We start from the raw sequence: 26170 nt of genomic DNA, 5'->3' as shown, positions 1-26170 counted from the left end.
CTCCCAAAGCCGCGCTGCCACAGGCCCCGCGCCACCGCCCTCACCCCTCACTCCCCAGGCCGATGCGGCCGAGCCGAGGTGAGCACCAGCACCGCATTTGTCCGCACCCCCGCCTGCCGCAAAGCGCGCACACAAGCAGCGGCCGTGGCCCCAGTGGTCACCACGTCGTCCAGCAGCACCGTGGTACCCGGCGGCGAAGGCCCCCGGACCAACACCCGCCCAGCCAGGTTCCGCCGGCGAGCCCCGGCCCTCAACCCCACCGAGTCGGCCACACCGGGCGCGAGTCCCAGCACGGGCGCGACAACGGCGACGTCCGTCTCCCGGGCGATCCGCAGCATGTGGTCCCCGCCCCGGTCCCGCGCGGCCTGACGGCGGGACGGCGCGGGGATGAGCGTCCACGGTGGAGGGCCGACCGCCACCAGTGCCGCCGCGACGAGCGCGCCGAACCAGGCTGCAAGGGCCCGTGCGCCCCGTTCCTTGAAGCCGAGCACCAACTCCCTCGCCGCACCGTGATAGGCGGCCAGCGTCCACACAGGCGGCCCCACACCGGGGACCTGGAGGCGAGCAGGCGGGCCGAACACGCCGAGGCACTGCGCGCAGCACTCGGTGCCGGAGCGGCCGCAGCCCGAGCAGACGGCGGGCACGAGCAGGTCGACGGGCACGAGCAGGTCGAAAGGTGTCATGGGATCAGGATGGCGGCGAGGTCCGACAGAAAATTCGGGCCGGATGCCGCGAAGGGGCCCGACGGGGTCTTTCGGCACCGCCCACAAGGGTGAAGTTCCGGTGTCGTTGTCGATCTCCGGGACGTGTCCGCGCGGCGGAAATCCCCTGTCCGGCACGAGTTCTGTGACGATGCCCCAAGATCCTGTAACTCGTTTCGACCCGTTTGTCCCAACGTCTGTTGAGCCGACGTTTCAGAACTGAGGCGTCCGCAAGCGAGGCCGTGGATCAACGAGCTCGGGCGTCGGACGATCACCTCTCCGAGCGGCCCGTCTGCGGGCCCGCTACACCCCCGAGAAGTTAACGACTATTCACGTATCGGGCTGACCAGCGGTTATTCATTGGACAATCACTACGTCCCACTGTGGTGGTGATCGACTGCCTTGTCCGCCATTGGGCTAAATCGGCCGTTCAGGCGGGCGTGACAGGGCTGTGATCGGGCATCCGGGCCGCTCACTTCGGCGGGAAGAAGTGCGCGAGGCGTCCACCGAGTGGTTCGGAATCGATCTCTTCCGGGTTTCGGGAACATGACGCGCGGGTCGCCCGTTGGCTGGGTATGAGGCCGCGACTGGACCCGTTCGACGCAGCGACGCTGCCGTCGAGTGCCGGTCCGGGTGTGCGCCGTTCGGGTGAGCGAAGCGTTGCCGTGTTTGGTTCGGCGCACGCTCGGGAAGCGATTGGCAACGCGGAGTCGTCGCGCTGCGTAGTCACCAAAAAATCTCGTCGTTCCCCCGTCAAGGGGGCTTACGCGACGGTGAATCCCAAGCTAACGTGCACCGCTATCAGCGTTCCCGGCCCGCGGGGAGGAGGCGAACAGCCCATGATCCTGGCGCCGTGAGAGCTGAGGGAGACGACCCTCTGCGACACATCTGCGATCCAAGATCGCCACGGCGTTTTAAATGCAGTCCAGCCATAGCTCGCAGCAAAGCGAGGGAGGTCGTGTATGGACATCGTCGTTAAGGGCCGCAACGTCGAGGTGCCCGATCACTACAGGGTTCACGTCGCCGAAAAGCTGGCCCGGCTTGAGCGCTACGACCGCAAGGTCATCCGCTTCGACGTGGAGCTTTTCCACGAGCCGAACCGCCGACAGTCGAAGAACTGCCAGCGGGTCGAAATCACCGGCAAGGGACGTGGACCTGTGGTCCGTTCCGAAGCCTGCGCGGGTGACTTCTACGCCGCGCTGGATGCTGCGGTCGCGAAGCTCGAGAACCGTCTGCGTCGGTCACACGACCGCAGGCGCGTCCACCACGGGGCGCGGGCCCCGATCTCGGTGGCCGAAGCGACAAGCGGACTGGTCGATCCGTCCGCAGGCGAAAGCATGACGTCGCGCCGCGCCAAGACCGCGGTGCTCGACGCACCCGAGGCCGACTACGAGGGCATGGCGGAAGTGCCCGCGCAGCGTTGGGACGACGGCCTCGAAGACAAGTTGCCCGGACGCGTCGTACGCGAGAAGGAGCACGCCGCCAAACCGATGACCGTCGACCAGGCCCTCTACGAGATGGAACTGGTCGGACACGACTTCTACCTGTTCGCCGACACCGAGTGCGGACGCCCGAGTGTCGTCTACCGCCGGAAGGGATTCGACTACGGCGTGATCAGGCTGGCCTGACCCCGCTCGACCCTCGTTCCTTCGACCGCCGCCGCCCCGCACCCCTCGCGTGCGGGGCGGCGGCGTGCGTCTACCCCCGGTCGGCCCCATCTGAGGGCGTGATGTTCACCGTGAAGGTGAAATCGGCCGGACCAGGAACCTTTACGCGGCCCTCATGCGTTCTCCACAGCAGTAGCCGAGGTGGGGGCAACGGCGACAGGTGGTCTGGGAAGATCGCAGAAACCGCACCTGACCTGCACATACCAGGTCGGGTGCCCCAATCCGCCTGTGTCCGTGCACACATCTTGGCGACTTGCCTACGATGGGCAGGGGAAAGGCGTCCGACGTGGGCGCGCCGCGATACAGGTGATGAGGTCTATCCAGATGGTGCTGTCCCGACTGCTCCGCTCCGGCGAGGGCAAGATGCTCAAGCGCCTCCGCAACATCGCCCAGCACATCAACCACCTGGAAGACGAGGTGGTGGACCTCTCCGACGCCGAGCTGCGCGGCAAGACCGAGGAGTTCAAGAAACGCCACGCGGAGGGCGAGTCGCTGGACGAGCTGCTGCCGGAGGCGTTCGCCGTCGCCCGCGAGGCCGCGAAGCGCACCCTCGGCCAGCGCCCCTACGACGTTCAGCTCATGGGCGGAGCGGCACTCCACCTCGGTCAGATCTCCGAGATGCGCACCGGTGAGGGCAAGACGCTGACCTCGGTCATGCCCGTCTACCTCAACGCGATCGCCGGCAAGGGCGTCCACGTCATCACCACGAACGACTACCTGGCCAAGCGCGACGCGGACTGGATGGGCCGCGTCCACCGCTTCCTCGGCCTCACCGTCGGCGCGATCCTCTCCGAGATGACGCCGGAGCAGCGTCGCGTCGCGTACAACTCGGACGTCACCTACGGCACGAACAACGAGTTCGGCTTCGACTACCTGCGCGACAACATGGCGTGGAGCCTGGACGAGTGCGTGCAGCGCGGCCACTACTTCGCGATCGTCGACGAGGTCGACTCGATCCTCATCGACGAGGCCCGCACGCCGCTGATCATCTCCGGCCCGGCCGAGCAGTCCGCTCGCTGGTACACCGAGTTCGCGCGGCTCGCCCCGCGCATGCGCGGCATCGACGTCACCCAGCTCTCCCAGAAGGACCGCATCGAGGTCATCGAGGAGAAGTCGAAGTCGTTCCACTACCAGTACGACGAGAAGAAGCGCACGGTCGCCGTCACCGAGCTCGGTGTGGAGTTCATCGAGGACCAGCTCGGCATCGACAACCTGTACGAGGCGGCCAACACGCCGTTGGTGGGCTACCTGAACAACGCCCTCAAGGCGAAGGAGCTCTACAACCGCGACAAGGACTACATCCTCCGCAACGGTGAAGTCATGATCGTCGACGAGTTCACGGGTCGTGTGCTCTCCGGTCGCCGTTACAACGAGGGCATGCACCAGGCCATCGAGGCCAAGGAGAACGTCGAGATCAAGGCGGAGAACCAGACTCTCGCCACGATCACGCTGCAGAACTACTTCCGCCTGTACGAGAAGCTCGGCGGCATGACCGGTACCGCCGAGACCGAGGCGGCCGAGTTCCACCAGACCTACAAGCTGGGCGTCGTCCCGATCCCGACGAACCGCCCGCCGCAGCGCAAGGACCAGCCCGACCTCGTCTACAAGAGCGAGGAGGCGAAGTTCGACGCCGTCGCGGACGACATCGCCGAGAAGCACGAGAACGGCCAGCCGGTCCTGATCGGCACGACGAGCGTCGAGCGCTCCGAGTACCTGTCGAAGCTGTTGGTGCGCAGGGGAATCCCGCACGAGGTGCTGAACGCGAAGCACCACGACCGCGAGGCGCTGATCATCGCGAAGGCGGGCCGCAAGGGCGCCGTCACCGTCGCGACGAACATGGCCGGCCGCGGTACCGACATCGTGCTGGGCGGCAACCCGGACATCATCGCGGACCACGAGCTGCGCGACCGCGGCCTCGACCCGGTGGAGACGCCGGAGGAGTACGAGGCCGAGTGGGCCAAGGTCGTCGAGGAACTGACGACGCTGGGCAAGGCCGAGGCCGACGAGGTCCGCGCGGCCGGCGGTCTCTACGTGCTCGGCACCGAGCGCCACGAGTCGCGCCGCATCGACAACCAGCTCCGCGGCCGCACCGGCCGTCAGGGCGACCCGGGCGAGTCGCGCTTCTACCTGTCCCTGCAGGACGAACTGATGCGCCGCTTCAACGCGTCCATGGTCGAGATGGTCATGACGCGCCTGAACGTGCCGGACGACGTGCCGATCGAGCACAAGATGGTCACCCGCGCCATCCGCAGCGCGCAGACGCAGGTCGAGCAGCAGAACTTCGAGATCCGCAAGAACGTCCTCAAGTACGACGAGGTCATGAACCGCCAGCGCACGGTGATCTACGCCGAGCGCCACCGCGTCCTCGCCGGCGAGGATCTGCGCGACCAGGTCGAGCACATGATCGAGAGCGTCGTCGAGGAGTACGTCAACGGCGCCACGGCCGACGGCTACGCCGAGGACTGGGACTTCGAGAAGCTCTGGACCGCTCTCAAGACCCTCTACCCGGTCTCGCTGGACCCGAAGGAGATCCTCGAGTCCGATGAGGACGTGACGCGCGAGTACCTGCGCGACCTCCTCGTGAAGGACGCGATGGACGCCTACCGCGCTCGCGAGGCGGACATCGACAGCCGGGTCGGCGAAGGCGCCATCCGCGAACTGGAGCGCCGCGTCCTGCTGTCCGTCCTGGACCGCAAGTGGCGCGAGCACCTCTACGAGATGGACTACTTGAAGGAGGGCATCGGCCTGCGCGCGATGGCGCAGCGCGACCCCCTCATCGAGTACCAGCGCGAGGGCTTCGAGATGTTCAACGCGATGCTCGACGCGTTGCGCGAGGAGACCGTCGGCTTCCTGTTCAACCTCCAGGTAGAGGCAGCGGAGCCGGAGCCGGCCCAGCCCGAGGTCCCGGTGACCCTGGGCGCGGCCCCGCAGGCACTCCCGCAGGTGTCGGGCAACGGCGGAGGCGGCGGCGCACGGGCCCGTGCCCGCGCAGCAGCAGCGGCCCAGGCCGAGGCCCAGCGCCAGCCCGACGCCCCCGCGGGCCCGGCCATGGCACAGCTGGCCAGCGGCAACGCCATCCCGCCGGCCCTGCGCGGCAAGGGCCTCGGCGCCCCCGGCCAGCAGAACCTGAGCTACAGCGGCCCGGCCGAGGACGGCGGCGTCGAGGAGCACGGCGAGCCGGAGGGCGCAGGCGGCCAGCAGGGCGGCGGCACCCGCAAGGAGCGCCGCGAGGCGGCCCGTCAGGCGGCCAAGAACAACCGCAAGAACCGCTAGGTCTTTCGACCGCACCACCACCGCGTGGGCCGCGTTCCTTCGGGAGCGCGGCCCACGCGGCGTTCGGGGGGCCTTGTGGAGTCTGAGGAGTTTTCAGTCCAGGCAGGTATGTCGAGGCGAAGAGTTCCGAGACGGGCAGCGCAGGTGGGCGGGCAAGGTCGGGCAAAGCGGGCAGGTGCGCAGGCCAGGCGGCGCGAGGCAGGGGCTAGTCGTGGTGAGGCCAGGTGCGGTCTGGCACGGCGCGGCTGAGCCACCCTGCCACCAGCGGCAATGGCGAAGCCGAGGCGTGCCTACCTCGACCTGACTGGCAACCGGCGACAAGGGTGGGTACCGCGCGATTGGGGCTTGACCTTGAGGGGCTGGATGCGACCGTGGCAGGGATCGGCTGGGTTGTTATGCCCAGCTTGTAAAGGTCCGATATGGCATCCAGCTAGAGGCTCAAGGTCAAGCCTCAATCGCGATCGTCGCGAAGCGGCGATGCCCCGCACCGCCACGTCACGACCCACGCAACCGGCCACGCAAGGCGACGCGACCGCACAGGCCGACCCCTCCGCTGGAACCGCCACAAACCCTCACCGCAGAACCGTGAACGAGGTGAACCACCACCTCCCACCCCGATGCTCAGCCCGAGCGGCCACAGCGAAAACCCGCCCACCCCGCCGAACAGTCACCGAAATCTCCGCGACGAACCGAGCCGGATGACAAACCCGAGGCGCCCGAACCATTCGGGTACTGGAGGCCCGAACCATCCCGGCCAACCGAGCAGCCACCCCGGGCACAGCAACCTCCCGCAGCAACCGAACGGCCCGCCGCCCGTCCAGGACCTCCAACACCACCCCGACCAACCGGCAGGCGTCCAAAGCAGGCGAGGGCGGCTCCGGCACCGGAACCCACGCCGGCCGTGGCCGAGGCCGCGGAATGACGAAGCCCGAGGAACCGACCGGTGGCTCGTAGGCGGGAAGGCGTCGAACAACTGGGGGCATGCGAGACCTGGCGCGCCACCGGACCGATCAGGACGCCGAACACCCGAAAGTGGGGTTACGGTCCCAACCATGCTGAAAGCCCTGGTGCTCGACTACGGCGGCGTGCTGACCGATCCCGGCGAGGACAACCCCGCCGAGCCGCCGCTCCTCACCGCGCTGCGCAAGGCCAGGCAGCACGGCCTCAAGACGGCGCTGCTGTCCAATGCGGACGGGTGGTGGAGTCCGCCGGCCGTCCTCGCCGCGCTGCTGGACGTCACGATCCTCTCCGGTGAGGTCGGGCTCGCGAAGCCGGACGTCGACATCTACCTGCTCACGGCCACCAAGCTCGACCTCGAACCGGCGGAGTGCGTCTTCGTCGACGACCTCGCGGTCAACGTGAGAGGGGCGGCCGAGGCCGGCATGGTCGGTGTCCACCATCGGTCGACACGGTCCACCCTCGAGGAGCTGGAGATCCTGCTAGCGATCGCGCTCCGCGATTGAGGGTTCACCCCGGAGCGTCATTGCCCCTTATTCGGCCACGTACTAGCGTCTTTTTGGTCAGTCGCCGATTGCATAGGGGAGAAAATGCGAAGAATTGTCGCTTGTGTTGCAGTCGCCATTGCAGCCACGGCAATTGCATCACCCGCACAGGCGCAGGAACGCGGTTGCTACGAGGATTACCTGCGGGACGGGCGGACCATCGAGGTCTTCTGCGACGAGGGCCGGCCAGGGCGGTTCCGGGCCGTCGCGCACTGCACCAACGGGCTGGGGGTCTGGGACTCCTACGGCACGATCGGCCGGGTCAGGGGCGAGCCGTCGGTGGCCGCGTGTACCTCGCTGCTCGGGTACCCGCGGGTGAACGGGTACCACGTCGACTGGCTCTGATCACCGAGTCCGGCGATCATGAGCCCGACGATCACTGAGCCCGGCGCACCAGCTCGAAGCAGAGCACGGCCGCCGCTGAGGCGACGTTCAGGGATTCCACGCCTGCCGCCATCGGAATCGACAACCGCGACGTGACGTGAGGACGCACGTCGTCGGTGATTCCGGAGGTTTCGCTGCCGAGCACGAATGCCACGCGCTCGGGGAATGTGGCGGAATAAATCGTGTCGGTGGCATGGGAATCGAGCGCGAACAGCGAATAGCCGGACGCGCGCAACAAAGCCGAGGCCTCCGCCGAGGTGCCGCAGCGCAGAACGGGCGCTCGGAAAGCCACTCCGGCGGAGGCCTTGACCACGAGCGGGTCGATCGAGGCGACGCCTCGGCGGGGGACGACGATGCCGTCGATGCCCGCGGCGGTCGCGGTGCGCAGGATCATGCCGACGTTCGCGGGAGTCGTGATGCCGTCGAGCACCAGGACGGACCGCAGTCCGCCTTCCTCCAGGGCCAGCGCCAGGGGCTTCATGCGGGGCGCGACCACGTCGGCGAGGACGCCCTGGTCCTGCTTTCCGTTGCCGGCCAGCACCTTCACGCGTTGTGCGGTGGCGCGCTGCACGGCCACGCCGCGGCCGCGGGCGGCGTCGAGGATCTCACGCGCGGCCGGGCCACGGGCCGTGTCGGCGAGCACCACCTTGTCCACCGTGAGCGCCGGGTCGTCCAGTGCTTCCAGCACTGGCTTGCGGCCGTAGACGGTGACGAAGCGGTCCTTGGGCGAGATCTCCACCGGAAGAGAGTGCCAGAGGGAGGCACGCGGGGCTCAAACGGGTGAAGAGCTGCACTAGAGCCGTTCGGCCCTTGTGTTTCGGATCATATCGATGATGATCGTCACATGACGTCAGGTATGCGCAGCGTCGCGCAACGTCAACATCTCGCGAGCGGGCAGGACTCGGATGTGTTCATCCGGTCGGACGGCCTGCTCGTAAAACGCACGCGCACCGGCCGTGACCTGCGGCGCGAGGCCGAGATGATGTTGTACCTGAGCGGCTGCGGCATCCCCGTCCCGCGGGTGCACGAGGCCACCGAGGACGAGCTCGTCATGCAGTACGTGCCCGGCCCGCGGATGTCCGAGGAGATCGGCCGCAAGCCGTGGCTCGCGGGCAGCCTCGGTGAGGAGCTCGCGGACCTGCACCGCCGCCTCGACCTCGTCCCGGCGCCCGGCTTCCTGTCCGGCGAGGGCAACCTCCTGCACCTCGACCTGCACCCCGGCAACGTCGTGCTCGGCCCGGAAGGGCCCGTGGTCCTCGACTGGGCGAGCGCCGGCAAGGGCGACCGCAGGCTCGACGTCGCGCTCAGCTGGGTCTCGCTCGCCGTCGCCCACCTCGCGCCGGTCATGAAGCTCACGCGCTGGCGGTTCCTCCGCTCGTTCATGGCCAACGTCGACCCCGAGGCGAAGAACGCGATCCCGGAGGCCGCGCGCATCAGGCTCGCGAGGCACGACCGTGATCCGCGCGAACGCGCCGCACTTCAGAAGCTGATGGACCGCGGACCCCATTAGGCTGGGTGCATGCCGGACCGACTGTCAGCGCTGGACGCCTCGTTCCTGTACCTGGAGGGCTCCACGACGCCGATGCACGTCGGCGGCGTCGCGGTGTTCAAGAGGCCCAAGGCCGGTTTCGACTACGACAAGCTCGTCGACCTCATCGAGCAACGGCTCAGCCTCGTGCCGCGCTACCGGCAGAAGGTCGTGCACGTCCCCGGACGCATCGCACGGCCCGTGTGGGTCGACGACCCCGATTTCGACGTCACGTACCACGTGCGCAGGTCGGCGCTGCCCAAGCCGGGCAACGAGACGCAGCTGCACGACCTCATCGCGCGCCTGATGTCGCGCCCGCTCGACCACTCCCGCCCGCTGTGGGAGATCTACCTGGTCGAGGGCCTCGAGAAGAACCAGACCGCGGTCATCACCAAGACCCACCAGGCCATGATCGACGGCATCGCGGCGCTGGAGATCGGCCAGGTCATGCTGGACGTCTCGCCGACGCCGCGCACCAACGTCGAGAACCTCTGGATGCCGCAGCCCGAGCCCAGCCCGCTGCAGCTCGTGGCCGACGCGGTCACCGACATCGTGCACAGCCCCGGTGAGCTCGTCGAGAACGTCCGCAGCGCCGCCCTCGACACCGTCAACACGGTCGAGAAGGTCTTCACCGCGTTCGGCGTGCTCGCGAGCGCCGTCCGCACCGCCGCGACGCCCGCTCCCGGCACGCCGCTGAACGTCCGCATCACCTCGCCGCAGCGCCGGTTCGCCGTCGCGCGCGCCCAGCTCGACGACCTGCGCGCCATCCGCAAGCAGCACGGCGGCACGGTCAACGACGTGGTGCTCGCGGCGCTGAGCGGAGCCCTGCGCAACTGGCTGCTCAGCCGCGGCGAGAACGTCACCGGCAGCACCACGATCCGCGCGATGGCCCCGCTCTCGGTGCGAGAGGCCGACCCCGACTCGGGCAACAACGTGAGCGCCTACCTGGTCGACCTCCCGGTCGGCGAGCCGAACCCGGTCGTCCGCCTGCACCACGTGAGCCACGCGATGCGCGCGCACCAGGAGTCCGGCCAGTCCGTCGCCGCCGACGCGCTGGTGAAGGTCTCCGGCTTCGCCCCGCCGACGCTGCACGCCCTCGGCGCGCGGGCCGCGAGCTCGTTCAGCCGCCGGTTGTTCAACGTGATCGTCACCAACGTTCCCGGCCCGCAGGTGCCGCTGTACGCGGCAGGCGCGAGAATGACCGAGATCTTCCCGGTCGTGCCGCTCGCCAAGAACCAGGCGCTGGCCATCGGGGTGACGTCGTACGACGGTGGTGTGTACTTCGGTTTGAACGGCGACCGCGACGCCATGTCCGATGTGGACGTTCTCGCGACCATGGTCGAGGAGTCGGTGGAGGAACTGATGGGGACGGCGAGCGCATGAGGGTCTACATCCCGGCCACGGTGCCGATGCTGCGCACGTTCGTCGACAGCGGCGAACTGGCCCCGGTGACCGGCACGGCGTTCGCGCTGACGCCGGCGCTGCGCGAGTCCTACGCGGCGGGCGACACGGAGGAGCTGGAGTACGCGGCGATGCTCGACGCGGCCCGCGCCTCCCTGCGGCTGCTGGCGGCCGACGAGAAGGCGGAGCCGCGGCGTGCGGTGCTCGCGGTCGACATGGACGACGTGACGTTGCGCCCGGACCTCGACTTCTCGGTCGTGAAGGTCGGGGGTTCGTTCAGCATCAAGGACGTCGCCGCCGTGCACCTCGACACGGCCGAGGCCGAGCAGGACGTGCGCGCGGCCGCGGACGTCATCGACGCGGCGGACCTAGGCGACCCGGACGCGGAGTTCGCGCTGGGCAGCGCCGAGGACCACGAACTGGCCTGGTATGCGGCGCAGGAGCTCCCGTTCGTGCTGGAGCTGCTCTAGGCGCTGTCCTGCAAGTCTCGTTGGGCGACAGTGGCGGCCGAGGGACCCGGAGGCGGCACCGCCGCAACGCCCGAATACGCCCGGTATGAGGGCGTGGCGGCGGCACCGCCTCCGGGTCTCTCGCCCGCGCCTGTCACCGAACGAACTTGCAGGACAGCGCCTAGTCCCGGCGCTGGTCGTGCACCTCGGGCAGCGCGATGAACCCCGCTGCCCGGTAGGTGGCGACCGCGCCGACGTTCGAGCTCGGCGTGCAGACGAGCGCGCTCGACGAGCCGAGCTCGCGCAGCACCGCCGCCGCGGCGAGGGTGATCGCCTTGCCGAGACCCTTGCCCCGGTGGTCGTGGTGCACACCCATCGGTTCGATCAGCCCGGGCTTTCCGATGCCCGCCGACCACACCGTGATCGCCGCGGCGGCCTGTCCGTCGTGGAACGCGACCAGGCAGCGGGAGTCGGCGTGCGGTGAGCCGGAAGCCATCGCGTGCCAGCGCTCCGCGGTGAACGTCGACTTCTCGAACGCCGCCCTGAGCACGCCGGCGTACACATCGGCCTGATCAGCCCCGATCGCCTCGACGCGCACGCCCGGATCCTCCACCGGTGCGGCGAGATCACGGCGCAACGGCGTCCAGGGCACGTCGGACTGCCAGCCGCGTTCGAACATCAACTCCTGGAACCGCGTGCCCCGAGGGGATTCCACGTAGACGGTCCCAGCGGGAAGGACACCGCTTTCCGGCGCGCAGATGTCGTCGGCCAGCCGGACAGCGAGCTCCTCGTCAGCGCGCAGATCCGGCGCGATCGTGAACCGCAGCAGGTCCTCGCCGTCGAGCAGTCCCACGGCGACGGTCCGCCCGTCCTGCCGCCACGTCCGGACCGCCGCGGCCGTCGCCTCGGCCCCGAAACGCCAGTACCAGCCCAGATCTCCGGGGTGGAGCTGGAACGGCTGATCGTCGTGCTGCCAGTCGCGCAACGCGCGCACGGCCTCGTCCAGCATCACATTCCCTCCGCGGGCTCCCACAGCTCGATCCGGTTGCCCTCGGGGTCGACACACCACCCGAACAGGCCGAACTCCGAGTCCTCCGTGTCGGGCAGCACCTCGACACCGCGTGCCTTCAGCTTGGCCATCAACGACACCAGGTCGTCCACGCGCAGGTTCAGCATGGTGCGCTGGTGGGGTTCGCCGATGTACTCCGTGTCCTGCGCGAACAACGCCATCGTCGTCGTGCCCGGGTACTCGTTCGTCGCCGTGTCGAGCCAGTGGAAGGTGACGGTGCCCTTCTCGCTCATCGGCACGCCGAGGTTGTCGCGGTACCAGGCCGCCAAACGCACAGGATCCCTAGAACGCAGGAAAACCCCGCCGATGCCAGTCACCCGCGCCACCCGACGGACCCTACTACCGCGTGCCACGATGGGGGAATGGACGCAGTCACGTCTGCACCCGAACCGGTCAACGAGCCTGTGCGGACCTACGCACCCGGTAGCGCCGAACGGGCCAGCCTGCAGGCACGGATCGCCGAGCTCGAAGGCACGTCGCACGAGCTGACGATGACCATCAGCGGTCAGCAGCGCATGGGCGGCGGCGACCGCATCGACGTCGTCCAGCCCCACGACCACAGGCATGTTCTCGGCGTGACGGCGCAGGCCACGAACTCCGACGTCGCCGAAGCCATGCGCGCCGCCCAGCACGCCGCACCGGGCTGGCAGGAGCTGCCGTTCGACGAACGCGCCGCCGTGCTGCTGCGGGCCGCCGACCTGCTCGCGGGGCCGTGGCGCGACACCCTCAACGCCGCCACGATCCTCGGCCAGTCGAAGTCCGTGCAGCAGGCCGAGATCGACGCGGCGTGCGAGCTGATCGACTTCCTGCGCTTCAACGTCCACTTCGGCCGTCGCGTCCTGGAGGAGCAGCCGCTCTCGTCGCCGGGTGTGTGGAACCGGATGGACCACCGGCCGCTCGACGGGTTCGTCGTGGCGATCACGCCGTTCAACTTCACCGCCATCGCGGGCAACCTGCCGCTGGCGCCCGCGTTGATGGGCAACACGGTGCTGTGGAAGCCGTCGCCGTCGCAGCAGCTGGCCGCGCACTTCACCATGCGGCTGCTGGAGGAGGCGGGCCTGCCGCCGGGTGTGATCAACCTCGTGACCGGGGACGGCGAGGCGCTGAGCCAGGTCGCGTTGCGGGACAGGTTCTTCGCGGGCCTGCACTTCACCGGCTCCACGCGCACGTTCAAGGCGTTGTGGCAGACCATGGCGGCCAACCTCGACCACTACCGCGCCTACCCGCGCGTCGTCGGCGAGACCGGCGGCAAGGACTTCGTGCTGGCACACGCCTCCGCCGACCCGAACGCGCTCGTCACGGGTCTCGTCCGCGGTGCTTTCGAGTACCAGGGCCAGAAGTGCTCGGCGGCGTCGCGGTCGTACGTCCCGCGGTCGTTGTGGGAGGGCGGGGTGCGCGACCAGCTGCTCGACGTCACGAAGTCGTTGTCCTACGGCGATGTCACGGACCTGTCGGTGTTCGGCGGCGCGGTCATCGACCACCGCGCGTTCGCCAAGCACGAGGAGGCGCTGCTGATGGCGTCCGCGTCCACTTCGGTCGAGGTGCTCGCCGGCGGCTCGTGCGACGACTCGGTGGGCTACTTCGTCGAGCCGACGGTGCTTCTCGGCACCGACCCGCGCCACGACATCTTCACGACCGAGTACTTCGGCCCGATCCTCGCCGTGCACGTCTACGAGGACGCGGACTACCCGAAGATCATGGAGACCATCGACACCTCCACGCCGTACGCGCTGACCGGCGCCGTGTTCGCGCGCGACCGGGCAGCCGTCGAGCAGGCACATCGCGCCCTGCGGTTCGCGGCGGGCAACTTCTACGTCAACGACAAGCCGACCGGTGCCGTCGTCGGGCAGCAGCCGTTCGGCGGGTCGCGCGGGTCCGGCACCAACGACAAGGCGGGCTCGATCTACAACCTGCAGCGGTGGACGAGCCCGCGCGTCGTCAAGGAAACGCTGGTGCCTCCGACGAGTCACCGGTACCCGCACATGGGTTAGTGCCGAGGCTTCCAGCCCGTGGCCTCGGTGAGCTTCGTGCTCACCACCCGCTGCGAACGGCTGAACACCTCGAACGCGGCCGTGACCTTGCCGAAGAACCGCGGCAGGCGCGTGATCCCCAGGTCCCGCTTGAGCACCGGCGTGCCGACGTTGTAGATCCCGGGAGGCGCGTCGAGGGCGGCGATCGCGGCCGCCGCGGCGTCGGCGGGGTGCACGACCGACATCCAGCCGTCGCCGATGAGCACCGGCGGTGACATGGCGTCGCCGCCGATCAGCATCCCGAAGCGCAGGAACACGCCGCCGGGGTGCTTCAGGACGTTCTGCTGCGCCGTCACCGAGCTCGCGATGTGCCCGACGGGCTTGATCGGCGCGTTCTCGTCGAGCTCCCGGTCACCGCCGTCGGCGTAGACGAACGAGATGCCCTCCTGCACGACCCGCCCGACCTCGGCCCTGGTCGCGGCCTCGGCCACGGCGGCACTGCCCTCGGTGCGGAGGCGGTTGTTCTCGGCCCACGCGCTGGCGAGGACGGCCTTGGCGCTGAGCGGGATGCGGGTGGCGAGGTTCAGCACGGCGTCGTAGCCCGTGAACGCGGCCGTGAGCTGGTCCACGTCGAACATCGAGGTCGTGTGCCGGTCCAGCACCCCGACCTCGTGTCCCGCCGCCCGCAGCTGGGGCACCGCTTCCCGTCCGAGAACACCTGTCGCACCGATCACGAATACCTTCATGACAGGTGGACGAGACAGCGCCTCAGGTTGTGACGAGCCGCTGGAACGCCTGCTGCGCCTTGCCCAGCGCGATCGAGGAGACCTGGGCGTCGTTGGCGTTGCGCAGGCTCGCGACGACCCTGTACGACTCGGTCGCGTTGACCGCGACCAGGTAGGTGCACTCGATGATGCCGGGCCCGGTGGCGAACGACACCGCCGCCGTGTGGCTGTTGAGGATGGTCTCGGTGCCGTTCTCGGGCACCGCGTAGGCGCCCGCGAACTGGACGATGACGAACAGGTCGGACTCGGCGCCCGTCCCCTCCCGGAACGCGCAGGACCGGGGCAGGTCGGGGAACGGCTCCGGCGGCCCGGCCAGCGGGGCGCTGAAGTCGGCTGCCGCGAGCAGCGTGCAGGGGTCGGCCGGCAGCTTCCGAGGTGTGTCCATGCGCGGCGACGTGGTGGTGACCGTCGTCTCTGTCGTGGTCGTCGTCGTTGTGCTCGGTGGTGCCGCCACGGGGGCCGAACCGCAGCCCGCGACCAGGAGCACCAACGGCAGCCAGCGCCTCACTTCGGCAGCCTTTCGACGGCCTTCGCGGCCAGCCCCTGGGTGACCTGCCCGACGACGTTGAGGTCGTGGTTGCGCTGCAGGACCTTCAACCCGACGAGCTGCCCGTCCTTCGCCTCGACGACGGCGTCGCACGTCACCTCGCCCGAGACGTCGACGCACTTGCGCGTCAGCGGACGGTCACCGACCACGCCGCCGTAGCCGCCGTCGGCCAGCAGCTCCTGCGACTCGTCGGCGTACTTCGCGGTCAGCAGCGTGAGCCGGACGGTCAGCGACTGGAACGGGTAGTCGCAGGCCTTGTCCGACCTGTTCGGGGTGCCGTTGAGCGAGCCCGCGTCGCCGGACTGCAGCAGCGAGCAGGGGTCGGTGTCCTCGAACTTCGGGGTGGACGGCTGCTGCGGGGCCGAGCAGGCGGCCAGAGCGAGGAGCAGGACCGGAAGCAGTCGCATCATGAGAACAACCTTCGCATTGCCGGCTTGTTCGCGAGAGTTCGCCTCTTTCGCTGGTTCTCGTGCCGGCGCGGACGTGTGGTCATGATGCCGCCGGCAGCCGTTCGAGCACCGCGGTGATCACGGCCTGGACCGTCAGCAACAACCGGGACTCGGACGCGCCGACCTGCACCAGCCCCACGGAGAGCGTGCGGTTGTAGGCGACCGGGGCCCACGCGGCGCACGTGATCTCCCGCGGAGGTCCGCCGCACGAGAACCAGACGTGGTGCCCGTCGATCAGACCTTGGTGCCCCTTGGGGTTGTTCGCCTTCTCCTCGTCGTACGAGCGTTCCGCCACTCCGACCACCACGACGAGGTCGTCCGGCTTCCCGCTGCCGACCACGGCCGCGCAGCTGCCAGGGATCTTCTCGTACGGTGCGGGAGTGACGGCGAACGTGCCAAAGCCTCGTGATTTGTAGTCGTTCTCGACAACGAGCTTGCACGGGTCGACCGCGACCAGGTTCCGCGGCTTGTCGATGCGCGGCGACGTCGTCGGCACCGGCTTGGGCGGTGGTCCGGGGATCTCGGCGGTGCACGCGGTGAGGGCGGCGCACAACACGGCGACCCCCAGAAGTCTGTTCACGAGGGCCAGTGTGAACGACCGCCGCAACCTCAATCCGTGTAATCGTCCATCCCGGCCCGGGACGCGAGCAACCGCCGCAACGACGTCAACCGCCCCGGTGCGTCCGGCACGAGCTCGTCGAGCATGCAGCCGGGGTCCTCGGGTGAACCCAGGTGACCGCAGCCGGGCGGGCACTCCTCGGCGGCCTCGGCGAAGTCCGGGAAGGCCTTCACGATGTCGTCCGGCGTGATGTGCGCGAGGCCGAACGAGCGGATGCCCGGCGTGTCCACGACCCAGCCGCCCTCGGGCAGCCGCAGCGCGACGGCCTGCGTGGAGGTGTGCCGGCCCTTGCCGACGCCCGACACCACGCCCACCGCGCGGTTCGCGTCCGGCACGAGCTTGTTGACCAGGGTGGACTTGCCGACTCCGGAGTGGCCGATCAGGCACGAGACCGTGTCCGCGAGCCGCGCGCGCAGTTCGGCGGGCTCCTCGTCCGACCTCGTCACGACCACCGGCACGTCGAGCTCGGTGTAGAGCGCCAGCAACGCGTCCGCCGAGGCCAGGTCCGACTTCGTCAGGCACAGCACCGGTTCCAGGCCGCCGGCGTACGCGGCGACCAGGCACCGGTCGATGAAACCCGTGCGCGGCGGGGGATCCGCCAGCGCGACGACCATGATGAGCTGGGAGGCGTTCGCGACGACGACGCGTTCGAACGGGTCGGTGTCGTCCGCGGTCCGGCGCAGCACCGACCTGCGTTCCTCCACGCGCACGATGCGGGCCAGCGTGTCCGGCTGGCCCGACGTGTCACCGACGATCCCGACCCGGTCGCCGACCACCACGGGCGTGCGGCCCAGTTCGCGTGCACGCATCGCCGTCACGACGGCGTCGGACTCGACCATCGCGCACGTCCAGCGGCCGCGGTCGACGCCGATCACCATCGCGATCTCGGCGTCGGCGTGTTCCGGCCGGATCTTGCTGCGCGGCCGCGTCCCCTTGCCGGGGCGCACGCGCACGTCGGACTCGTCGAGCTTGCGCCAGTCCCGCTTGCCCACTGTCTACGCGCCCCCGGTGAGCATGGTGTTCCACATGCCCGGGAAGTCGGGGATGGTCTTGGTGGTGCTGCCGATGTCGTCGACGGACATGCCCGGCACCACCAGCCCGATGATCGCGCCCGCCGTGGCCATCCGGTGGTCGGCGTAGGCCTTCCACACGCCGCCGCGCAGGGGAGCGGGGTCGATGACCAGGCCGTCCTCGGTCTCGGTCGCGGTGCCGCCGATCGCGTTGATCTCGTTGACCAGGGCCGCGATCCGGTCGGTCTCGTGGCCGCGGATGTGCGCGACGCCGCGGATGGTCGTGCGGCCCTCGGCCAGCGCCGCGAGAGCCGCGACGGTCGGCGTGAGCTCGCTCTCGTCGCGCAGGTCGATGTCCACACCGGACAGCTTCGCCGGGCCGCGCACGGTCAGGCCGCGCTCCGACACCTCGACCTCGCAACCCATGCGCTCCAGGATGCCGCGCACCGCGTCACCGGGCTGGGTCGTCCGCGCGGGCCAGTGCGGGATCGTCACCTCGCCCCCGGTCACCGCGGCCGCCGCGAGGAACACCGTCGCGTTCGACAGGTCGGGCTCCACGTGCCACGTGCGGGCCTTGATCACACCGGGCTCGACGCGCCACACGTCCGGGACGCTCGTGTCGACCTCGACGCCGACGGACCGCAGCGTCTGGACCGTCATGTCGATGTGCGGCAACGAGGGCACGGGCTTGCCGTCGTGCCGGATCGTGACGCCCTTGTCGAACCGGGCGGCGGACAGCAGCAGTCCGGACACGAACTGCGACGAGCCCGACGCGTCGATCGTCACCTCGCCGCCGGGCACCGAACCCGTGCCGTGCAGGACGAACGGCAGCGAGTCCCCGTCGATCTCGACGCCCAGCGACCGCAGCGCACCCAGCACGGTGCTCATCGGCCGCGTCCGCGCGTGCGGGTCGCCGTCGAACCGGATCTCGCCCTCGGCCAGCGCGGCGGCGGGCGGCAGGAAGCGCATGACCGTGCCCGCGAGACCGCAGTCGACGTCGGCCGGACCGCGCAGCAGACCGGGCAGGACGTCCCAGCCGCCGTCCTCGCGGTCGGTGACGCCGACGCCGAGCGACGACAGCGCGGCGGTCATCAGCACCGTGTCACGGCTGCGCAGCGGGGCGTGGACCGTCGAGGGCCCGTCCGCCAGCGCCGCGAGCACCAGAACGCGGTTCGTGATCGACTTCGAGCCGGGCACCGGCACCGTCGAGTGGACTGGGCCGGACGCGCTGGGGGCAGACCAGTGCTGAGTCATGCACAGATGATCCCGCATCAGTCCCCGGACAGTTCGCACTGGTGTGCGGGACGTGGGATTATCGCAACTTCGGAGGTGATCGGTTTTGTGCGGTAGGTACGCCTCCACCAAGGACCCGGCGCTGCTGGCGGCCGAGTTCGACGCGGTGGACGGGACCGGCGACGAGGCACCGGGAGCGGACTACAACATCGCCCCCACCAAGCACGTCATGGCCGTGGTCGAGCGCAAGCCCGAGGACGAGGAGCTGGAGCGGGTCGTCCGCGTCATGCGCTGGGGCCTCGTCCCGCACTGGGCGAAGGACCTCTCCGGCGCGGCGAAGATGATCAACGCCAGGGCCGAGACCGTGCTGACCAAGCCCGCGTACAAGCAGTCGGTGACCAAGCGGCGCTGCATCATCCCCGCCGCCGGCTGGTACGAGTGGCAGCCGGCCGAGGGGCGCAAACAGCCGTACTTCATGACGCTCGGGGACGACACGTCCCTGGCGATGGCGGGCATCTGGTCCGTGTGGTGGAAGGACGACGTTCCGACCGTCACGTGTGCGGTGCTCACCACCGACTCGATCGGCGCGTTGACCGAGGTGCACAACCGCATGCCGTTGCTGCTGCCCCGGGACCGCTGGTCGGCGTGGCTCGACCCGGCCTCGCTCGACCCGTCCGAGCTGCTGAGCCCGGACCCGTCGATCGTCGAGGCACTGGAGTTGCGGCCCGTCTCGACCGATGTGAACAGCGTGAAGAACAACAACCCGTCCCTGGTCGACCGCGTCTCGCTCGCCGAGGAGCCCGCACCCACCCAGCTCGAGCTGTCGTGACCACGCTGTTGGTGGACACGCCGCACGGTCCCGCGCGGGCCTCGCTGCACTGTGCCCACGAACCGCGCGCCGCGCTGCTCCTGGGCCACGGCGCCGGTGGTGGCGTCGAGGCCCCGGACCTGGTCGCCGCGTGCCACGCCGCCAACTCGGTCGGCGTGCACGTGGCGTTGATCGAACAGCCCTACCGCGTCGCGGGCCGACGTGCCCCGGCACCGGCGAACCAGCTCGACACGGCCTGGATGGCGGTGGTCGAGGACCTGGGCGAACGCTGGTTCGACGGCCTGCCCCTGGTGTTCGGGGGCCGGTCGTCGGGCGCGCGGGTGGCCTGCCGGACGTCGGTCGAGGGCCAGGCCGTGGCGGTGCTGTGCCTCGCCTTCCCGGTGCACCCGCCGGGCAAGCCGGAGAAGTCGCGGATGGCCGAGCTCGACGGCGTCGAGGTCGCCACGCTGGTCGTGCAGGGCGAGAACGACCCGTTCGGCCAGCCCGGCCGTGCTCTTCACCGCGAGGTCGTGCTGCTCAAGGGCGACCACTCGCTGAAGGCGTCCGTGGGCGACGTCGGCCGGTCTGTCGGCGAATGGCTCGACCGAGTGCTGCGGCCGCTCGACTAAATAGCCTGCTCACGGGAGTGCGCGGCATTACTGTCCCGGCCCATGACGCTTCTCGATGACCAAGGCAGGCCCGAACCTCCGACGGACGGCGACGAGCTCGCCACCCTGAACGGCTTCCTGGAGTTCCAGCGCGCGACCCTGGTCTGGAAGACCAAGGGCCTCACCTCGCAGCAGCTCGCCCAGACCACCGCGAAGTCGGAGATGACCCTCGGCGGCCTGGTCAAGCACCTCGCGTACGTCGAGCAGCAGTGGTTCCACGTCGTGCTGCACGACCGCAAGCCGTTGGAGCCGTGGGCGAGCGTCGACTGGAACGCCGACTACGACTGGGACTGGCACTCGGCCTCGAGCCACACCCCCGAAGAGCTCCTGGCGCTGTGGCAGGACGAGGTCGACCGCGCCCGCAAGGCCGTCGAGGAGGCACTGGAGACCGGCGACCTCGGTCAGGCGGCCAAGCGCAAGCCGTGGCGCGGCGACGACCGCACGGTGAGCCTGCGCTGGATCCTCACGCACATGGTCGAGGAGTACAGCCGGCACAACGGCCACGCCGACCTCATTCGCGAGGCGATCGACGGCCAGACGGGCGAGTAGGGCGAGCTCTTCCGAATGGCGGAATTGGTCGGCCGAAAGTACGAAATCTTATCTTCGGGACAACCGGGTGTATCTCCGAGTCGTCGATCAGTGTGCAAGGCGAACGCCTGTCGAGACGAATTCGGGGAGAACACGTGAGCCGTTTCCGCACGATTGCGACCGCGACCGCACTGGCCGGCACCGCCACATTGGGCGTCGTGGCGTCCTCTGCCGCCCAGGCCTCCGACCCGGCGGCGGCCCCGTGGTGCACCGGCGACGATCTGGCGATCCGCGTCGACGACATGCGCTCTCCGTCGGCCAAGGACAAGGCGCACGTGATCCGGTTCGTCGCCGCGGAGGGTGTCTCCTGCAGGATCGGTGGCACCGTGAGCAACCTGCGCTTTCTCGACTGGAAAGGCAACGACGTCCACGCCGCCCTGAACGGAGGCCAGCCTCCGTACAGCGAGACGCTGATCGGCGGGGACAGCTACGCCGCCAAGTACGTGGCGTCGAACAGCGAGGGCCCCCAGCAGTTCCCCGCCTTCGTCCGCTTCAACCTGCCCGGCCAGGGCCAGCTGGGCGCTCTGGTCACCGTCGCGTGGCCGGCGTCCGGTATCGGTGCTGACTACGTCCGCAGCGGTGGCATCGTGGCGCCGGTCGGTTAAGCACTGATTCCGGCGACCACCGCATTGGTGAGTCGCACCAGTTCGGCAGGCGTGATCTCGACTTCGAGACCACGCCTGCCCGCGCTGCAGAAAACCGTCTCGAATTGCAACGCCGACTCGTCGATCACGACCGGAAGGCGTTTCTTCTGGCCGAGCGGCGAAATTCCTCCGGCGACATAACCGGTGGCGCGCTCGGCGTCGGCGACGACGGCCATCTTCGCCTTCTTGCCCTTCAGCGCCGCCGCGAGACCCTTCAGGTCCAGCTGGACGGTCACCGGCACGACGCCGACCGCGAGCTTGCCGTCCACCTCGGCCACGAGCGTCTTGAACACGCGGCCCGGCACCAGCCCGAGCGCCTCGGCCGCCTCCAGCCCGTAGGACTCGTGGCGGGGGTCGTGCTCGTACGAGTGCAAGGTGTGCGCCACCCGCTGCTTGTCCAGCAGCGCTGTGGCGGGGGTCCCACGTCCGGCCATGCGGAATTACTACCAGCCCCGCTGTTGTTACTCAGAACGTGGCAACGAACATGCTTGAGCGGTCACGCGTAAAGTCAGTCCCGACCCAGAACCTGTGGGAAGGGAGCGCGGTGCCCGCCACCGGCACGACAGAGACGACGGCGGAGCGCGCTGCACGTTTCGAGCGCGACGCGATGCCCATGCTCGACCAGCTGTACTCGGCTGCCCTGCGCATGACGCGCAACCCGGCGGACGCCGAGGACCTGGTGCAGGAGACGTTCCTCAAGGCCTACTCGGCGTTCGCGTCCTTCTCGGAGGGCACGAACCTGAAGGCCTGGCTCTACCGGATCCTGACGAACACCTACATCAACGGCTACCGCAAGAAGCAGCGCCAGCCGATTCAGCAGCCGACCGACGAGATCACGGACTGGCAGCTGGCGCAGGCGGAGAGCCACACCTCGTCCGGGCTGCGCAGCGCCGAGGTCGAGGCACTCGACAACCTGCCCGACAGCGACGTCAAGGAAGCATTGCAGCGGTTGCCGGAGGAGTTCCGGATCGCGGTCTACCTCGCCGATGTCGAAGGCTTCGCGTACAAGGAGATCGCAGACATCATGGGCACCCCGATCGGCACGGTGATGTCCCGGTTGCACCGGGGCCGTCGCCAGCTCCGCGACATGCTGGCGGACGTCGCCCGCGAGCGTGGTTTCCTCCGAGGTAGCAACGGAGACGCGTCATGAACTGCGGCGAACCCCACGACACCGACTGCTCCGAGGTGCTGTCCGAGGTCTGGTTGTTCCTGGACCAGGAATGCGACCAGGGCAGGCGCGCGGCACTGCAGACGCACCTCGACGAGTGCCATCCGTGCCTGGAGCAGTTCGGGCTGGAGGAGCACCTCAAGGCGCTGCTCGCCCGCAAGTGTGGCGGAGACTACGCACCCGCTGATCTGAAGGCGCGCATCCGGGCGACGATCGTGGAGATTCGCACCGAGGACTGAGAAGTACCCCGGCAAGACAAAAGGCCCTGGTCACCGTGGTGGTGACCAGGGCCTTTCGCAGCACTCAGGCGTTGGGGCGCTTGCCTCGGTTGGCGCCGCCCTTTTTGCGGTCGCGGCGCTTGCGAGCACGCTTCGACATGGGTGTCTCCTAGGATCAGAACTGCTTCACCGCGTCGGCTGGGCCGACCTGCTGGGTTACCAATTCGCGATGGTCGGACCAGCCGACCAATCGAACACAGCTTCCGTAGTTTCTCATGGAGGAGTTCTGAGCACGCTCACGGACCTGTTGGCCGAGCACACGAAGCTCTCCGGCGCTGCCGTCGACCACCTCCAACTGGTCGTCGCGGAGTGGCAGCTCCTCTCCGACCTGTCGTTCGCGGACTTCGTCATGTGGGTCCCGCTCGAGGACGACACGTTCCTCTGCGTCGCCCAGGCCCGTCCCACGACGGCGCCCACGGCCCACCCCGAGGACGTGGTGGGCAGCGAGGTGCACACCGAGGAGCACCCGCAGCTGCGCCGGGCCATGGACGAGTCGCGGATCTGCCGCGAGGAGGACCCGCGCTGGCACCTGGGCGTGCCGGTGCGGCGAGAGACCATCCCGGTGCGGCTGGGCACGCAGGTCATCGCGGTGCTGAGCCGCAGCACCAACCTGGCCGTGCCGCGCGTGCCGTCGCCGTTGGAGATCTCATACCTCGGCAGTGCCGCCGACCTGTGCCAGATGATCGCGGACGGCACGTTCCCCGCGCCCGAGCCCTCGCCGGACGTGCACACCAGCCCGCGCGTCGGCGACGGCCTGATCAGGCTCGACCCGTCCGGCGCGGTGGTGTTCGCCTCGCCGAACGCGCTGTCGGCCTACCACCGCATGGGGCACGCCTCCGACCTGGTCGGCGTGCACCTGGCGCCGTTGACCCGCAGCCTGATCGGCGACCCGTTCGACGCCACCGAGGTCGCGCAGCGCATCCGGCAGGCGCTCGACGGGCAGCCGTCGATGCGCATGGAGGCCGAGTCGCGCCGGGGCGCCGCGGTGTTGTTCCGTTCTCTGCCCCTTCGGCCGCGCGGGCAGGCCGCGGGCGCCATCGTGCTGTGCCGCGACGTCACCGAAGTACGTCGTCGTGACCGTGCGTTGATGTCCAAGGACGCCACGATCCGCGAGATCCACCACCGGGTGAAGAACAACCTGCAGACCGTCGCGGCCCTGCTGAGGCTGCAAAGCCGCAGGTTGAACAACCCGGAGGCCAAGGAGGCGCTCGCCGAGTCCGTGCGCCGTGTGACCTCCATCGCACTGGTTCACGAGACGCTGTCGATGAGCGTCGACGAACGGGTCGACCTCGACGACGTGGTCGACAAGGTTATCCCGATGATGAGCGACGTCGCCGTCACCGAGACCCAGGTGAGCGTGCGTCGCGAGGGCGGTTTCGGCATCGTGCCGGCCGAGATCGCCACCCCGCTGGTCATGGTGCTGACCGAGCTCGTGCAGAACGCCTTCGAGCACGCGTACGCCCCTGGCCAGCGCGGGGAGGTCGTCGTGCGTTCCGAGCGGTCCGCGAAATGGCTCGACGTGACGATCACCGACGACGGCAAGGGTCTTCCGCAGGGTTTCTCGCTGGAACGCACCGATCGGCTGGGTCTGCAGATCGTTCGGACCCTCGTCGATTCCGAATTGAGAGGCTCCCTGAGCTTGCGGCGACGGCCCCGAGGCGGTACTGAGGCGGTCCTGCGCGTGCCGCTCAGAGCACGGCGCTAAACTAACGCCGTGCACACGTGACGATCAGCCTCAGCGGTCTCACGTGGTCATGCGGGAGGGTGTGCAAACAAAAAGAAGAAGCCCGACACCTGGCACGGTGTCGGGCTTCTTCTCTGTCTGTCTTAAGAGGCTAACTGCCTGCTCAGGCGTTGCTGCGGGCGCGCGTGCGAGCGTTGCGGCGCTTGAGGGCGCGGCGCTCGTCTTCGCTCATCCCGCCCCAGACGCCGGCGTCCTGGCCGCTCTCGAGCGCCCACGCGAGGCAGTCCGAGACGACGGGGCAACGGCGGCAGACGGTCTTCGCCTCGGCGATCTGAAGCAGCGCGGGACCACTGTTCCCAACGGGGAAGAACAGCTCGGGGTCCTCGTCGCGGCAGATCGCGCGGTGGCGCCAGTCCATTGGAACTACTCCTCAGCCTAGGCGCGCACAAGGGCACGCCGGTTGTCAGCGGTCGTTTTTGGGGTGCTTGTGAATGCTTTCACGAACGGCAGAGATGTCAAGGGGTAAGCACTGACCCGGTGAGTGAACTCACCCAAAAGATCGACAGCGTTCACCTGGGGTTTCACGCTCTGCTGTCACTCGACTGCAGTACATCGCGGGTGGGTACCGAGACGGTCACGAACCGATCACGGACTGTCAAGTTCCTTATACAGCAACAGTCAACGCATCCGGGACCGCCTGGAACTCCACCGCGGTGGTCGTTCCGAGGAAATCTCCGTCGACCTGGAGGTTCGCGGGCTCCTCGCACTTCACTCTGACATAACCCACGTCGTCACGCCGAACGAGTTTCGCGCTCTTCGGATTCCCGGTGGCGAGAACCTGGGCGATGTAGCGCCCGACCGTGGGTACCCGCAACGTCTTCAGCGCACTCAGACCGAGGCCGCCGTCGAACGACGTGCTGGGGTTGAGCTGGATCGCCTTGTCACCGAAGTACGTCCACGGGTCGGTGTTCGACACGAACACCATGCCGACGTCGTCGAACGGCGCCTCGTCGGGCACCTCGACGACGAAGTGCTGCGGCTTGCGCACGAGTTGCGCGTAGGCCTTGAGCGCGACGCTCAGATAGAGGGCGGGACTCGCGTTGCGGCCCTTGGCGCGCTTGCGTTCCACGCCGGCGACGACATCGGCGTCGAGGCCCATGCCCGCGTTGAAGGTGAACCAGCGGCCGTCCTCGATGACGTCCGCGAAGACCTGCCCGAGCCCGATCCGGCGCTTGGTGCCGTGCTCGATGGCCTGCAGCAGGACGTGCGTGGCCTCGACGGGATCGCGCGGGATGCCGAGCGCGCCCGCGAAGACGTTGGCCGAACCGCCGGGCACGACGCCCAGCATCGGCTTCTCGGGGCGGGGGCCGCCGCGCAGGATGCCGTTGACCACCTCGTTGACCGTGCCGTCGCCGCCGTGGGCGATGACGAGGTCGAACCCGTCTCCCGCCGCCTGGTGGGCGGCGTCCGCCGCATGGCCGCGGTAGGAGGTCTCGATGACCTCCAGCTTCACGTCGCTGGCGAGTGCGTGGGCCAACACGTCACGGCCCGCGGGCGTCGTTGTTGTCGCCTGCGGGTTCACCACGAGAAGAGCGCGCACTACTTGAGAGTAAGACAGTGCGTGACCGTCCGCGGCTCGCATGTCCTCCCTCAGGGTGGCTCCAGCCTCACGAAAGTGGCGCAAATCTCCCTTCAGTAGCCTGCCGCGTCCGCCTCGCAGTGAGTGCACCCCGGACGACCGCCGG

At 69.0% G+C, this 26170-nt stretch carries 30 protein-coding genes; 15 read left to right on the top strand and 15 right to left on the bottom strand.

Annotated elements, in window-relative coordinates; translation table 11 throughout:
• Positions 1–47 precede the first annotated feature (47 nt).
• A complete protein-coding gene (locus ACWF7A_RS28555; RefSeq protein ID WP_452253566.1) occupies positions 48–683 on the bottom strand; it encodes a ComF family protein in 636 nt (211 codons plus the stop codon).
• A gap of 980 nt (positions 684–1663) precedes the next feature.
• Here ACWF7A_RS28555 and hpf point away from each other — a divergent pair.
• Together hpf and secA are read left to right on the top strand one after the other, a co-directional pair.
• Positions 1664–2329, top strand: coding sequence for a ribosome hibernation-promoting factor, HPF/YfiA family (hpf, locus tag ACWF7A_RS28550; RefSeq protein WP_452253565.1), 666 nt, complete (start codon positions 1664–1666; stop codon positions 2327–2329).
• A gap of 363 nt (positions 2330–2692) precedes the next feature.
• A complete protein-coding gene (secA, locus tag ACWF7A_RS28545; protein ID WP_452253564.1) occupies positions 2693–5641 on the top strand; it encodes a preprotein translocase subunit SecA in 2949 nt (982 codons plus the stop codon).
• Between the two features lie 572 nt (positions 5642–6213).
• Here the strand turns inward: secA and ACWF7A_RS28540 are convergent.
• Positions 6214–6624: an Rv3235 family protein gene (locus tag ACWF7A_RS28540; RefSeq protein ID WP_452253563.1), complete on the bottom strand. Its 411-nt coding sequence runs from the start codon at positions 6622–6624 to the stop codon at positions 6214–6216.
• 69 nt (positions 6625–6693) lie between these two features.
• Here ACWF7A_RS28540 and ACWF7A_RS28535 point away from each other — a divergent pair, with 69 nt between their 5' ends.
• Together ACWF7A_RS28535 and ACWF7A_RS28530 are read left to right on the top strand one after the other, a co-directional pair.
• On the top strand, positions 6694–7104 hold the full coding sequence (locus tag ACWF7A_RS28535; RefSeq protein WP_452253562.1) for an HAD-IA family hydrolase: 411 nt from the start codon (positions 6694–6696) through the stop codon (positions 7102–7104).
• An 84-nt stretch (positions 7105–7188) separates the two neighbouring features.
• A complete protein-coding gene (locus tag ACWF7A_RS28530; protein ID WP_452253561.1) occupies positions 7189–7488 on the top strand; it encodes a hypothetical protein in 300 nt (99 codons plus the stop codon).
• A gap of 31 nt (positions 7489–7519) precedes the next feature.
• Here ACWF7A_RS28530 and ACWF7A_RS28525 read toward each other — a convergent pair whose 3' ends face one another.
• Positions 7520–8266, bottom strand: a complete 747-nt coding sequence (locus ACWF7A_RS28525; RefSeq protein ID WP_452253560.1) for a TrmH family RNA methyltransferase — start codon at positions 8264–8266, stop codon at positions 7520–7522.
• Positions 8267–8371: 105 nt separating this feature from the next.
• Between ACWF7A_RS28525 and ACWF7A_RS28520 the strand changes: the two genes are divergently transcribed.
• The 3 genes from ACWF7A_RS28520 to ACWF7A_RS28510 are packed head-to-tail and all read left to right on the top strand — an operon-like array spanning position 8372 to position 10926.
• Entirely contained in the window at positions 8372–9037 is a 666-nt protein-coding gene (locus ACWF7A_RS28520; RefSeq protein WP_452253559.1) for a phosphotransferase, read from the top strand.
• A 9-nt stretch (positions 9038–9046) separates the two neighbouring features.
• Positions 9047–10438 (top strand): WS/DGAT/MGAT family O-acyltransferase, encoded by a 1392-nt coding sequence (locus ACWF7A_RS28515; protein WP_452253558.1) that lies wholly within the window; start codon positions 9047–9049, stop codon positions 10436–10438.
• A complete protein-coding gene (locus ACWF7A_RS28510) occupies positions 10435–10926 on the top strand; it encodes a DUF6912 family protein (RefSeq protein WP_452253557.1) in 492 nt (163 codons plus the stop codon). The genes ACWF7A_RS28515 and ACWF7A_RS28510 overlap by 4 nt, the downstream gene beginning before the upstream one ends.
• 160 nt (positions 10927–11086) lie before the next feature.
• On the opposite strand, the gene ACWF7A_RS28505 is transcribed toward ACWF7A_RS28510, so the two are convergent.
• Both ACWF7A_RS28505 and ACWF7A_RS28500 read right to left on the bottom strand, forming a co-directional pair.
• Positions 11087–11914: a GNAT family N-acetyltransferase gene (locus ACWF7A_RS28505; protein ID WP_452253722.1), complete on the bottom strand. Its 828-nt coding sequence runs from the start codon at positions 11912–11914 to the stop codon at positions 11087–11089.
• Positions 11914–12249 carry a VOC family protein gene (locus ACWF7A_RS28500; RefSeq protein ID WP_452253556.1) on the bottom strand — a complete coding sequence of 112 codons (336 nt, stop codon included), beginning with the start codon at positions 12247–12249 and terminating at the stop codon, positions 11914–11916. The genes ACWF7A_RS28505 and ACWF7A_RS28500 overlap by 1 nt, the downstream gene beginning before the upstream one ends.
• 87 nt (positions 12250–12336) lie before the next feature.
• Between ACWF7A_RS28500 and pruA the strand changes: the two genes are divergently transcribed.
• Positions 12337–13965, top strand: a complete 1629-nt coding sequence (gene pruA / locus ACWF7A_RS28495; protein ID WP_452253555.1) for an L-glutamate gamma-semialdehyde dehydrogenase — start codon at positions 12337–12339, stop codon at positions 13963–13965.
• Here the strand turns inward: pruA and ACWF7A_RS28490 are convergent.
• From ACWF7A_RS28490 to aroA, 6 genes are all read right to left on the bottom strand, one after another.
• Complete coding sequence (locus tag ACWF7A_RS28490) at positions 13962–14678, bottom strand: NAD-dependent epimerase/dehydratase family protein (protein ID WP_452253554.1); 717 nt, start codon at positions 14676–14678, stop codon at positions 13962–13964. The genes pruA and ACWF7A_RS28490 overlap by 4 nt on opposite strands.
• Positions 14679–14712: 34 nt before the next feature.
• Entirely contained in the window at positions 14713–15237 is a 525-nt protein-coding gene (locus ACWF7A_RS28485; RefSeq protein WP_452253553.1) for a hypothetical protein, read from the bottom strand.
• A complete protein-coding gene (locus ACWF7A_RS28480) occupies positions 15234–15686 on the bottom strand; it encodes a hypothetical protein (protein WP_452253552.1) in 453 nt (150 codons plus the stop codon). The genes ACWF7A_RS28485 and ACWF7A_RS28480 overlap by 4 nt, the downstream gene beginning before the upstream one ends.
• A 79-nt stretch (positions 15687–15765) precedes the next feature.
• Positions 15766–16305: a hypothetical protein gene (locus ACWF7A_RS28475; protein WP_452253551.1), complete on the bottom strand. Its 540-nt coding sequence runs from the start codon at positions 16303–16305 to the stop codon at positions 15766–15768.
• 29 nt (positions 16306–16334) lie between these two features.
• Positions 16335–17336 carry a ribosome small subunit-dependent GTPase A gene (rsgA, locus tag ACWF7A_RS28470; protein ID WP_452253550.1) on the bottom strand — a complete coding sequence of 334 codons (1002 nt, stop codon included), beginning with the start codon at positions 17334–17336 and terminating at the stop codon, positions 16335–16337.
• Positions 17337–17339: 3 nt separating this feature from the next.
• Positions 17340–18608: a 3-phosphoshikimate 1-carboxyvinyltransferase gene (gene aroA, locus ACWF7A_RS28465; RefSeq protein ID WP_452253549.1), complete on the bottom strand. Its 1269-nt coding sequence runs from the start codon at positions 18606–18608 to the stop codon at positions 17340–17342.
• Positions 18609–18693: 85 nt separating this feature from the next.
• Here aroA and ACWF7A_RS28460 point away from each other — a divergent pair, with 85 nt between their 5' ends.
• From ACWF7A_RS28460 to ACWF7A_RS28445, 4 genes are all read left to right on the top strand, one after another.
• Positions 18694–19416, top strand: coding sequence for an SOS response-associated peptidase (locus ACWF7A_RS28460; RefSeq protein WP_452253548.1), 723 nt, complete (start codon positions 18694–18696; stop codon positions 19414–19416).
• Positions 19413–20024 (top strand): alpha/beta hydrolase family protein, encoded by a 612-nt coding sequence (locus tag ACWF7A_RS28455; RefSeq protein WP_452253547.1) that lies wholly within the window; start codon positions 19413–19415, stop codon positions 20022–20024. Before ACWF7A_RS28460 ends, ACWF7A_RS28455 begins: the two co-directional genes overlap by 4 nt.
• Before the next feature lie 42 nt (positions 20025–20066).
• Positions 20067–20612 (top strand): DinB family protein, encoded by a 546-nt coding sequence (locus ACWF7A_RS28450; protein ID WP_452253546.1) that lies wholly within the window; start codon positions 20067–20069, stop codon positions 20610–20612.
• Positions 20613–20746: 134 nt separating this feature from the next.
• Positions 20747–21256, top strand: coding sequence for a hypothetical protein (locus tag ACWF7A_RS28445; RefSeq protein WP_452253545.1), 510 nt, complete (start codon positions 20747–20749; stop codon positions 21254–21256).
• Here ACWF7A_RS28445 and ybaK read toward each other — a convergent pair.
• On the bottom strand, positions 21253–21729 hold the full coding sequence (ybaK, locus tag ACWF7A_RS28440; RefSeq protein ID WP_452253544.1) for a Cys-tRNA(Pro) deacylase: 477 nt from the start codon (positions 21727–21729) through the stop codon (positions 21253–21255). The genes ACWF7A_RS28445 and ybaK overlap by 4 nt on opposite strands.
• 50 nt (positions 21730–21779) lie before the next feature.
• Between ybaK and ACWF7A_RS28435 the strand changes: the two genes are divergently transcribed.
• Entirely contained in the window at positions 21780–22445 is a 666-nt protein-coding gene (locus tag ACWF7A_RS28435; RefSeq protein WP_452253543.1) for a sigma-70 family RNA polymerase sigma factor, read from the top strand.
• Positions 22442–22702 carry a mycothiol system anti-sigma-R factor gene (gene rsrA / locus ACWF7A_RS28430; RefSeq protein WP_189154252.1) on the top strand — a complete coding sequence of 87 codons (261 nt, stop codon included), beginning with the start codon at positions 22442–22444 and terminating at the stop codon, positions 22700–22702. The genes ACWF7A_RS28435 and rsrA overlap by 4 nt, the downstream gene beginning before the upstream one ends.
• 64 nt (positions 22703–22766) lie before the next feature.
• Here rsrA and ACWF7A_RS28425 read toward each other — a convergent pair whose 3' ends face one another.
• Complete coding sequence (locus ACWF7A_RS28425; RefSeq protein WP_369809028.1) at positions 22767–22841, bottom strand: 50S ribosomal protein bL37; 75 nt, start codon at positions 22839–22841, stop codon at positions 22767–22769.
• 126 nt (positions 22842–22967) lie between these two features.
• On the opposite strand from ACWF7A_RS28425, the gene ACWF7A_RS28420 reads away from it, so the two are divergent.
• Complete coding sequence (locus ACWF7A_RS28420; protein WP_452253721.1) at positions 22968–24446, top strand: histidine kinase N-terminal domain-containing protein; 1479 nt, start codon at positions 22968–22970, stop codon at positions 24444–24446.
• A 142-nt stretch (positions 24447–24588) separates the two neighbouring features.
• Here ACWF7A_RS28420 and ACWF7A_RS28415 read toward each other — a convergent pair whose 3' ends face one another.
• A complete protein-coding gene (locus ACWF7A_RS28415) occupies positions 24589–24843 on the bottom strand; it encodes a WhiB family transcriptional regulator (RefSeq protein ID WP_015104912.1) in 255 nt (84 codons plus the stop codon).
• Between the two features lie 246 nt (positions 24844–25089).
• On the bottom strand, positions 25090–26025 hold the full coding sequence (locus ACWF7A_RS28410; protein WP_452253542.1) for a diacylglycerol/lipid kinase family protein: 936 nt from the start codon (positions 26023–26025) through the stop codon (positions 25090–25092).
• Positions 26026–26170 lie beyond the last annotated feature (145 nt).

This window comes from Lentzea sp. NPDC055074 (assembly GCF_053608005.1).
The sequence above is the reverse complement of the archived record's forward strand: the minus strand, read 5'-3'. Positions and strand labels throughout refer to the sequence as shown.

Excerpts from the sequence above, each read along its gene's own strand:
- aroA (WP_452253549.1), bottom strand. The coding sequence starts at position 18,608 with ATGACTCAGCACTGGTCTGCCCCCAGCGCGTCCGGCCCAGTCCACTCG.
- ACWF7A_RS28480 (WP_452253552.1), bottom strand. The coding sequence starts at position 15,686 with ATGATGCGACTGCTTCCGGTCCTGCTCCTCGCTCTGGCCGCCTGCTCG.
- ybaK (WP_452253544.1), bottom strand. The coding sequence starts at position 21,729 with ATGGCCGGACGTGGGACCCCCGCCACAGCGCTGCTGGACAAGCAGCGG.
- ACWF7A_RS28540 (WP_452253563.1), bottom strand. The coding sequence starts at position 6,624 with ATGCCCCCAGTTGTTCGACGCCTTCCCGCCTACGAGCCACCGGTCGGT.
- ACWF7A_RS28530 (WP_452253561.1), top strand. The coding sequence starts at position 7,189 with ATGCGAAGAATTGTCGCTTGTGTTGCAGTCGCCATTGCAGCCACGGCA.
- ACWF7A_RS28520 (WP_452253559.1), top strand. The coding sequence starts at position 8,372 with ATGACGTCAGGTATGCGCAGCGTCGCGCAACGTCAACATCTCGCGAGC.
- ACWF7A_RS28415 (WP_015104912.1), bottom strand. The coding sequence starts at position 24,843 with ATGGACTGGCGCCACCGCGCGATCTGCCGCGACGAGGACCCCGAGCTG.
- ACWF7A_RS28515 (WP_452253558.1), top strand. The coding sequence starts at position 9,047 with ATGCCGGACCGACTGTCAGCGCTGGACGCCTCGTTCCTGTACCTGGAG.
- pruA (WP_452253555.1), top strand. The coding sequence starts at position 12,337 with ATGGACGCAGTCACGTCTGCACCCGAACCGGTCAACGAGCCTGTGCGG.
- ACWF7A_RS28510 (WP_452253557.1), top strand. The coding sequence starts at position 10,435 with ATGAGGGTCTACATCCCGGCCACGGTGCCGATGCTGCGCACGTTCGTC.
- rsrA (WP_189154252.1), top strand. The coding sequence starts at position 22,442 with ATGAACTGCGGCGAACCCCACGACACCGACTGCTCCGAGGTGCTGTCC.
- ACWF7A_RS28535 (WP_452253562.1), top strand. The coding sequence starts at position 6,694 with ATGCTGAAAGCCCTGGTGCTCGACTACGGCGGCGTGCTGACCGATCCC.
- ACWF7A_RS28450 (WP_452253546.1), top strand. The coding sequence starts at position 20,067 with ATGACGCTTCTCGATGACCAAGGCAGGCCCGAACCTCCGACGGACGGC.
- secA (WP_452253564.1), top strand. The coding sequence starts at position 2,693 with ATGGTGCTGTCCCGACTGCTCCGCTCCGGCGAGGGCAAGATGCTCAAG.
- ACWF7A_RS28505 (WP_452253722.1), bottom strand. The coding sequence starts at position 11,914 with ATGCTGGACGAGGCCGTGCGCGCGTTGCGCGACTGGCAGCACGACGAT.
- hpf (WP_452253565.1), top strand. The coding sequence starts at position 1,664 with ATGGACATCGTCGTTAAGGGCCGCAACGTCGAGGTGCCCGATCACTAC.
- ACWF7A_RS28435 (WP_452253543.1), top strand. The coding sequence starts at position 21,780 with ATGCTTGAGCGGTCACGCGTAAAGTCAGTCCCGACCCAGAACCTGTGG.
- ACWF7A_RS28555 (WP_452253566.1), bottom strand. The coding sequence starts at position 683 with ATGACACCTTTCGACCTGCTCGTGCCCGTCGACCTGCTCGTGCCCGCC.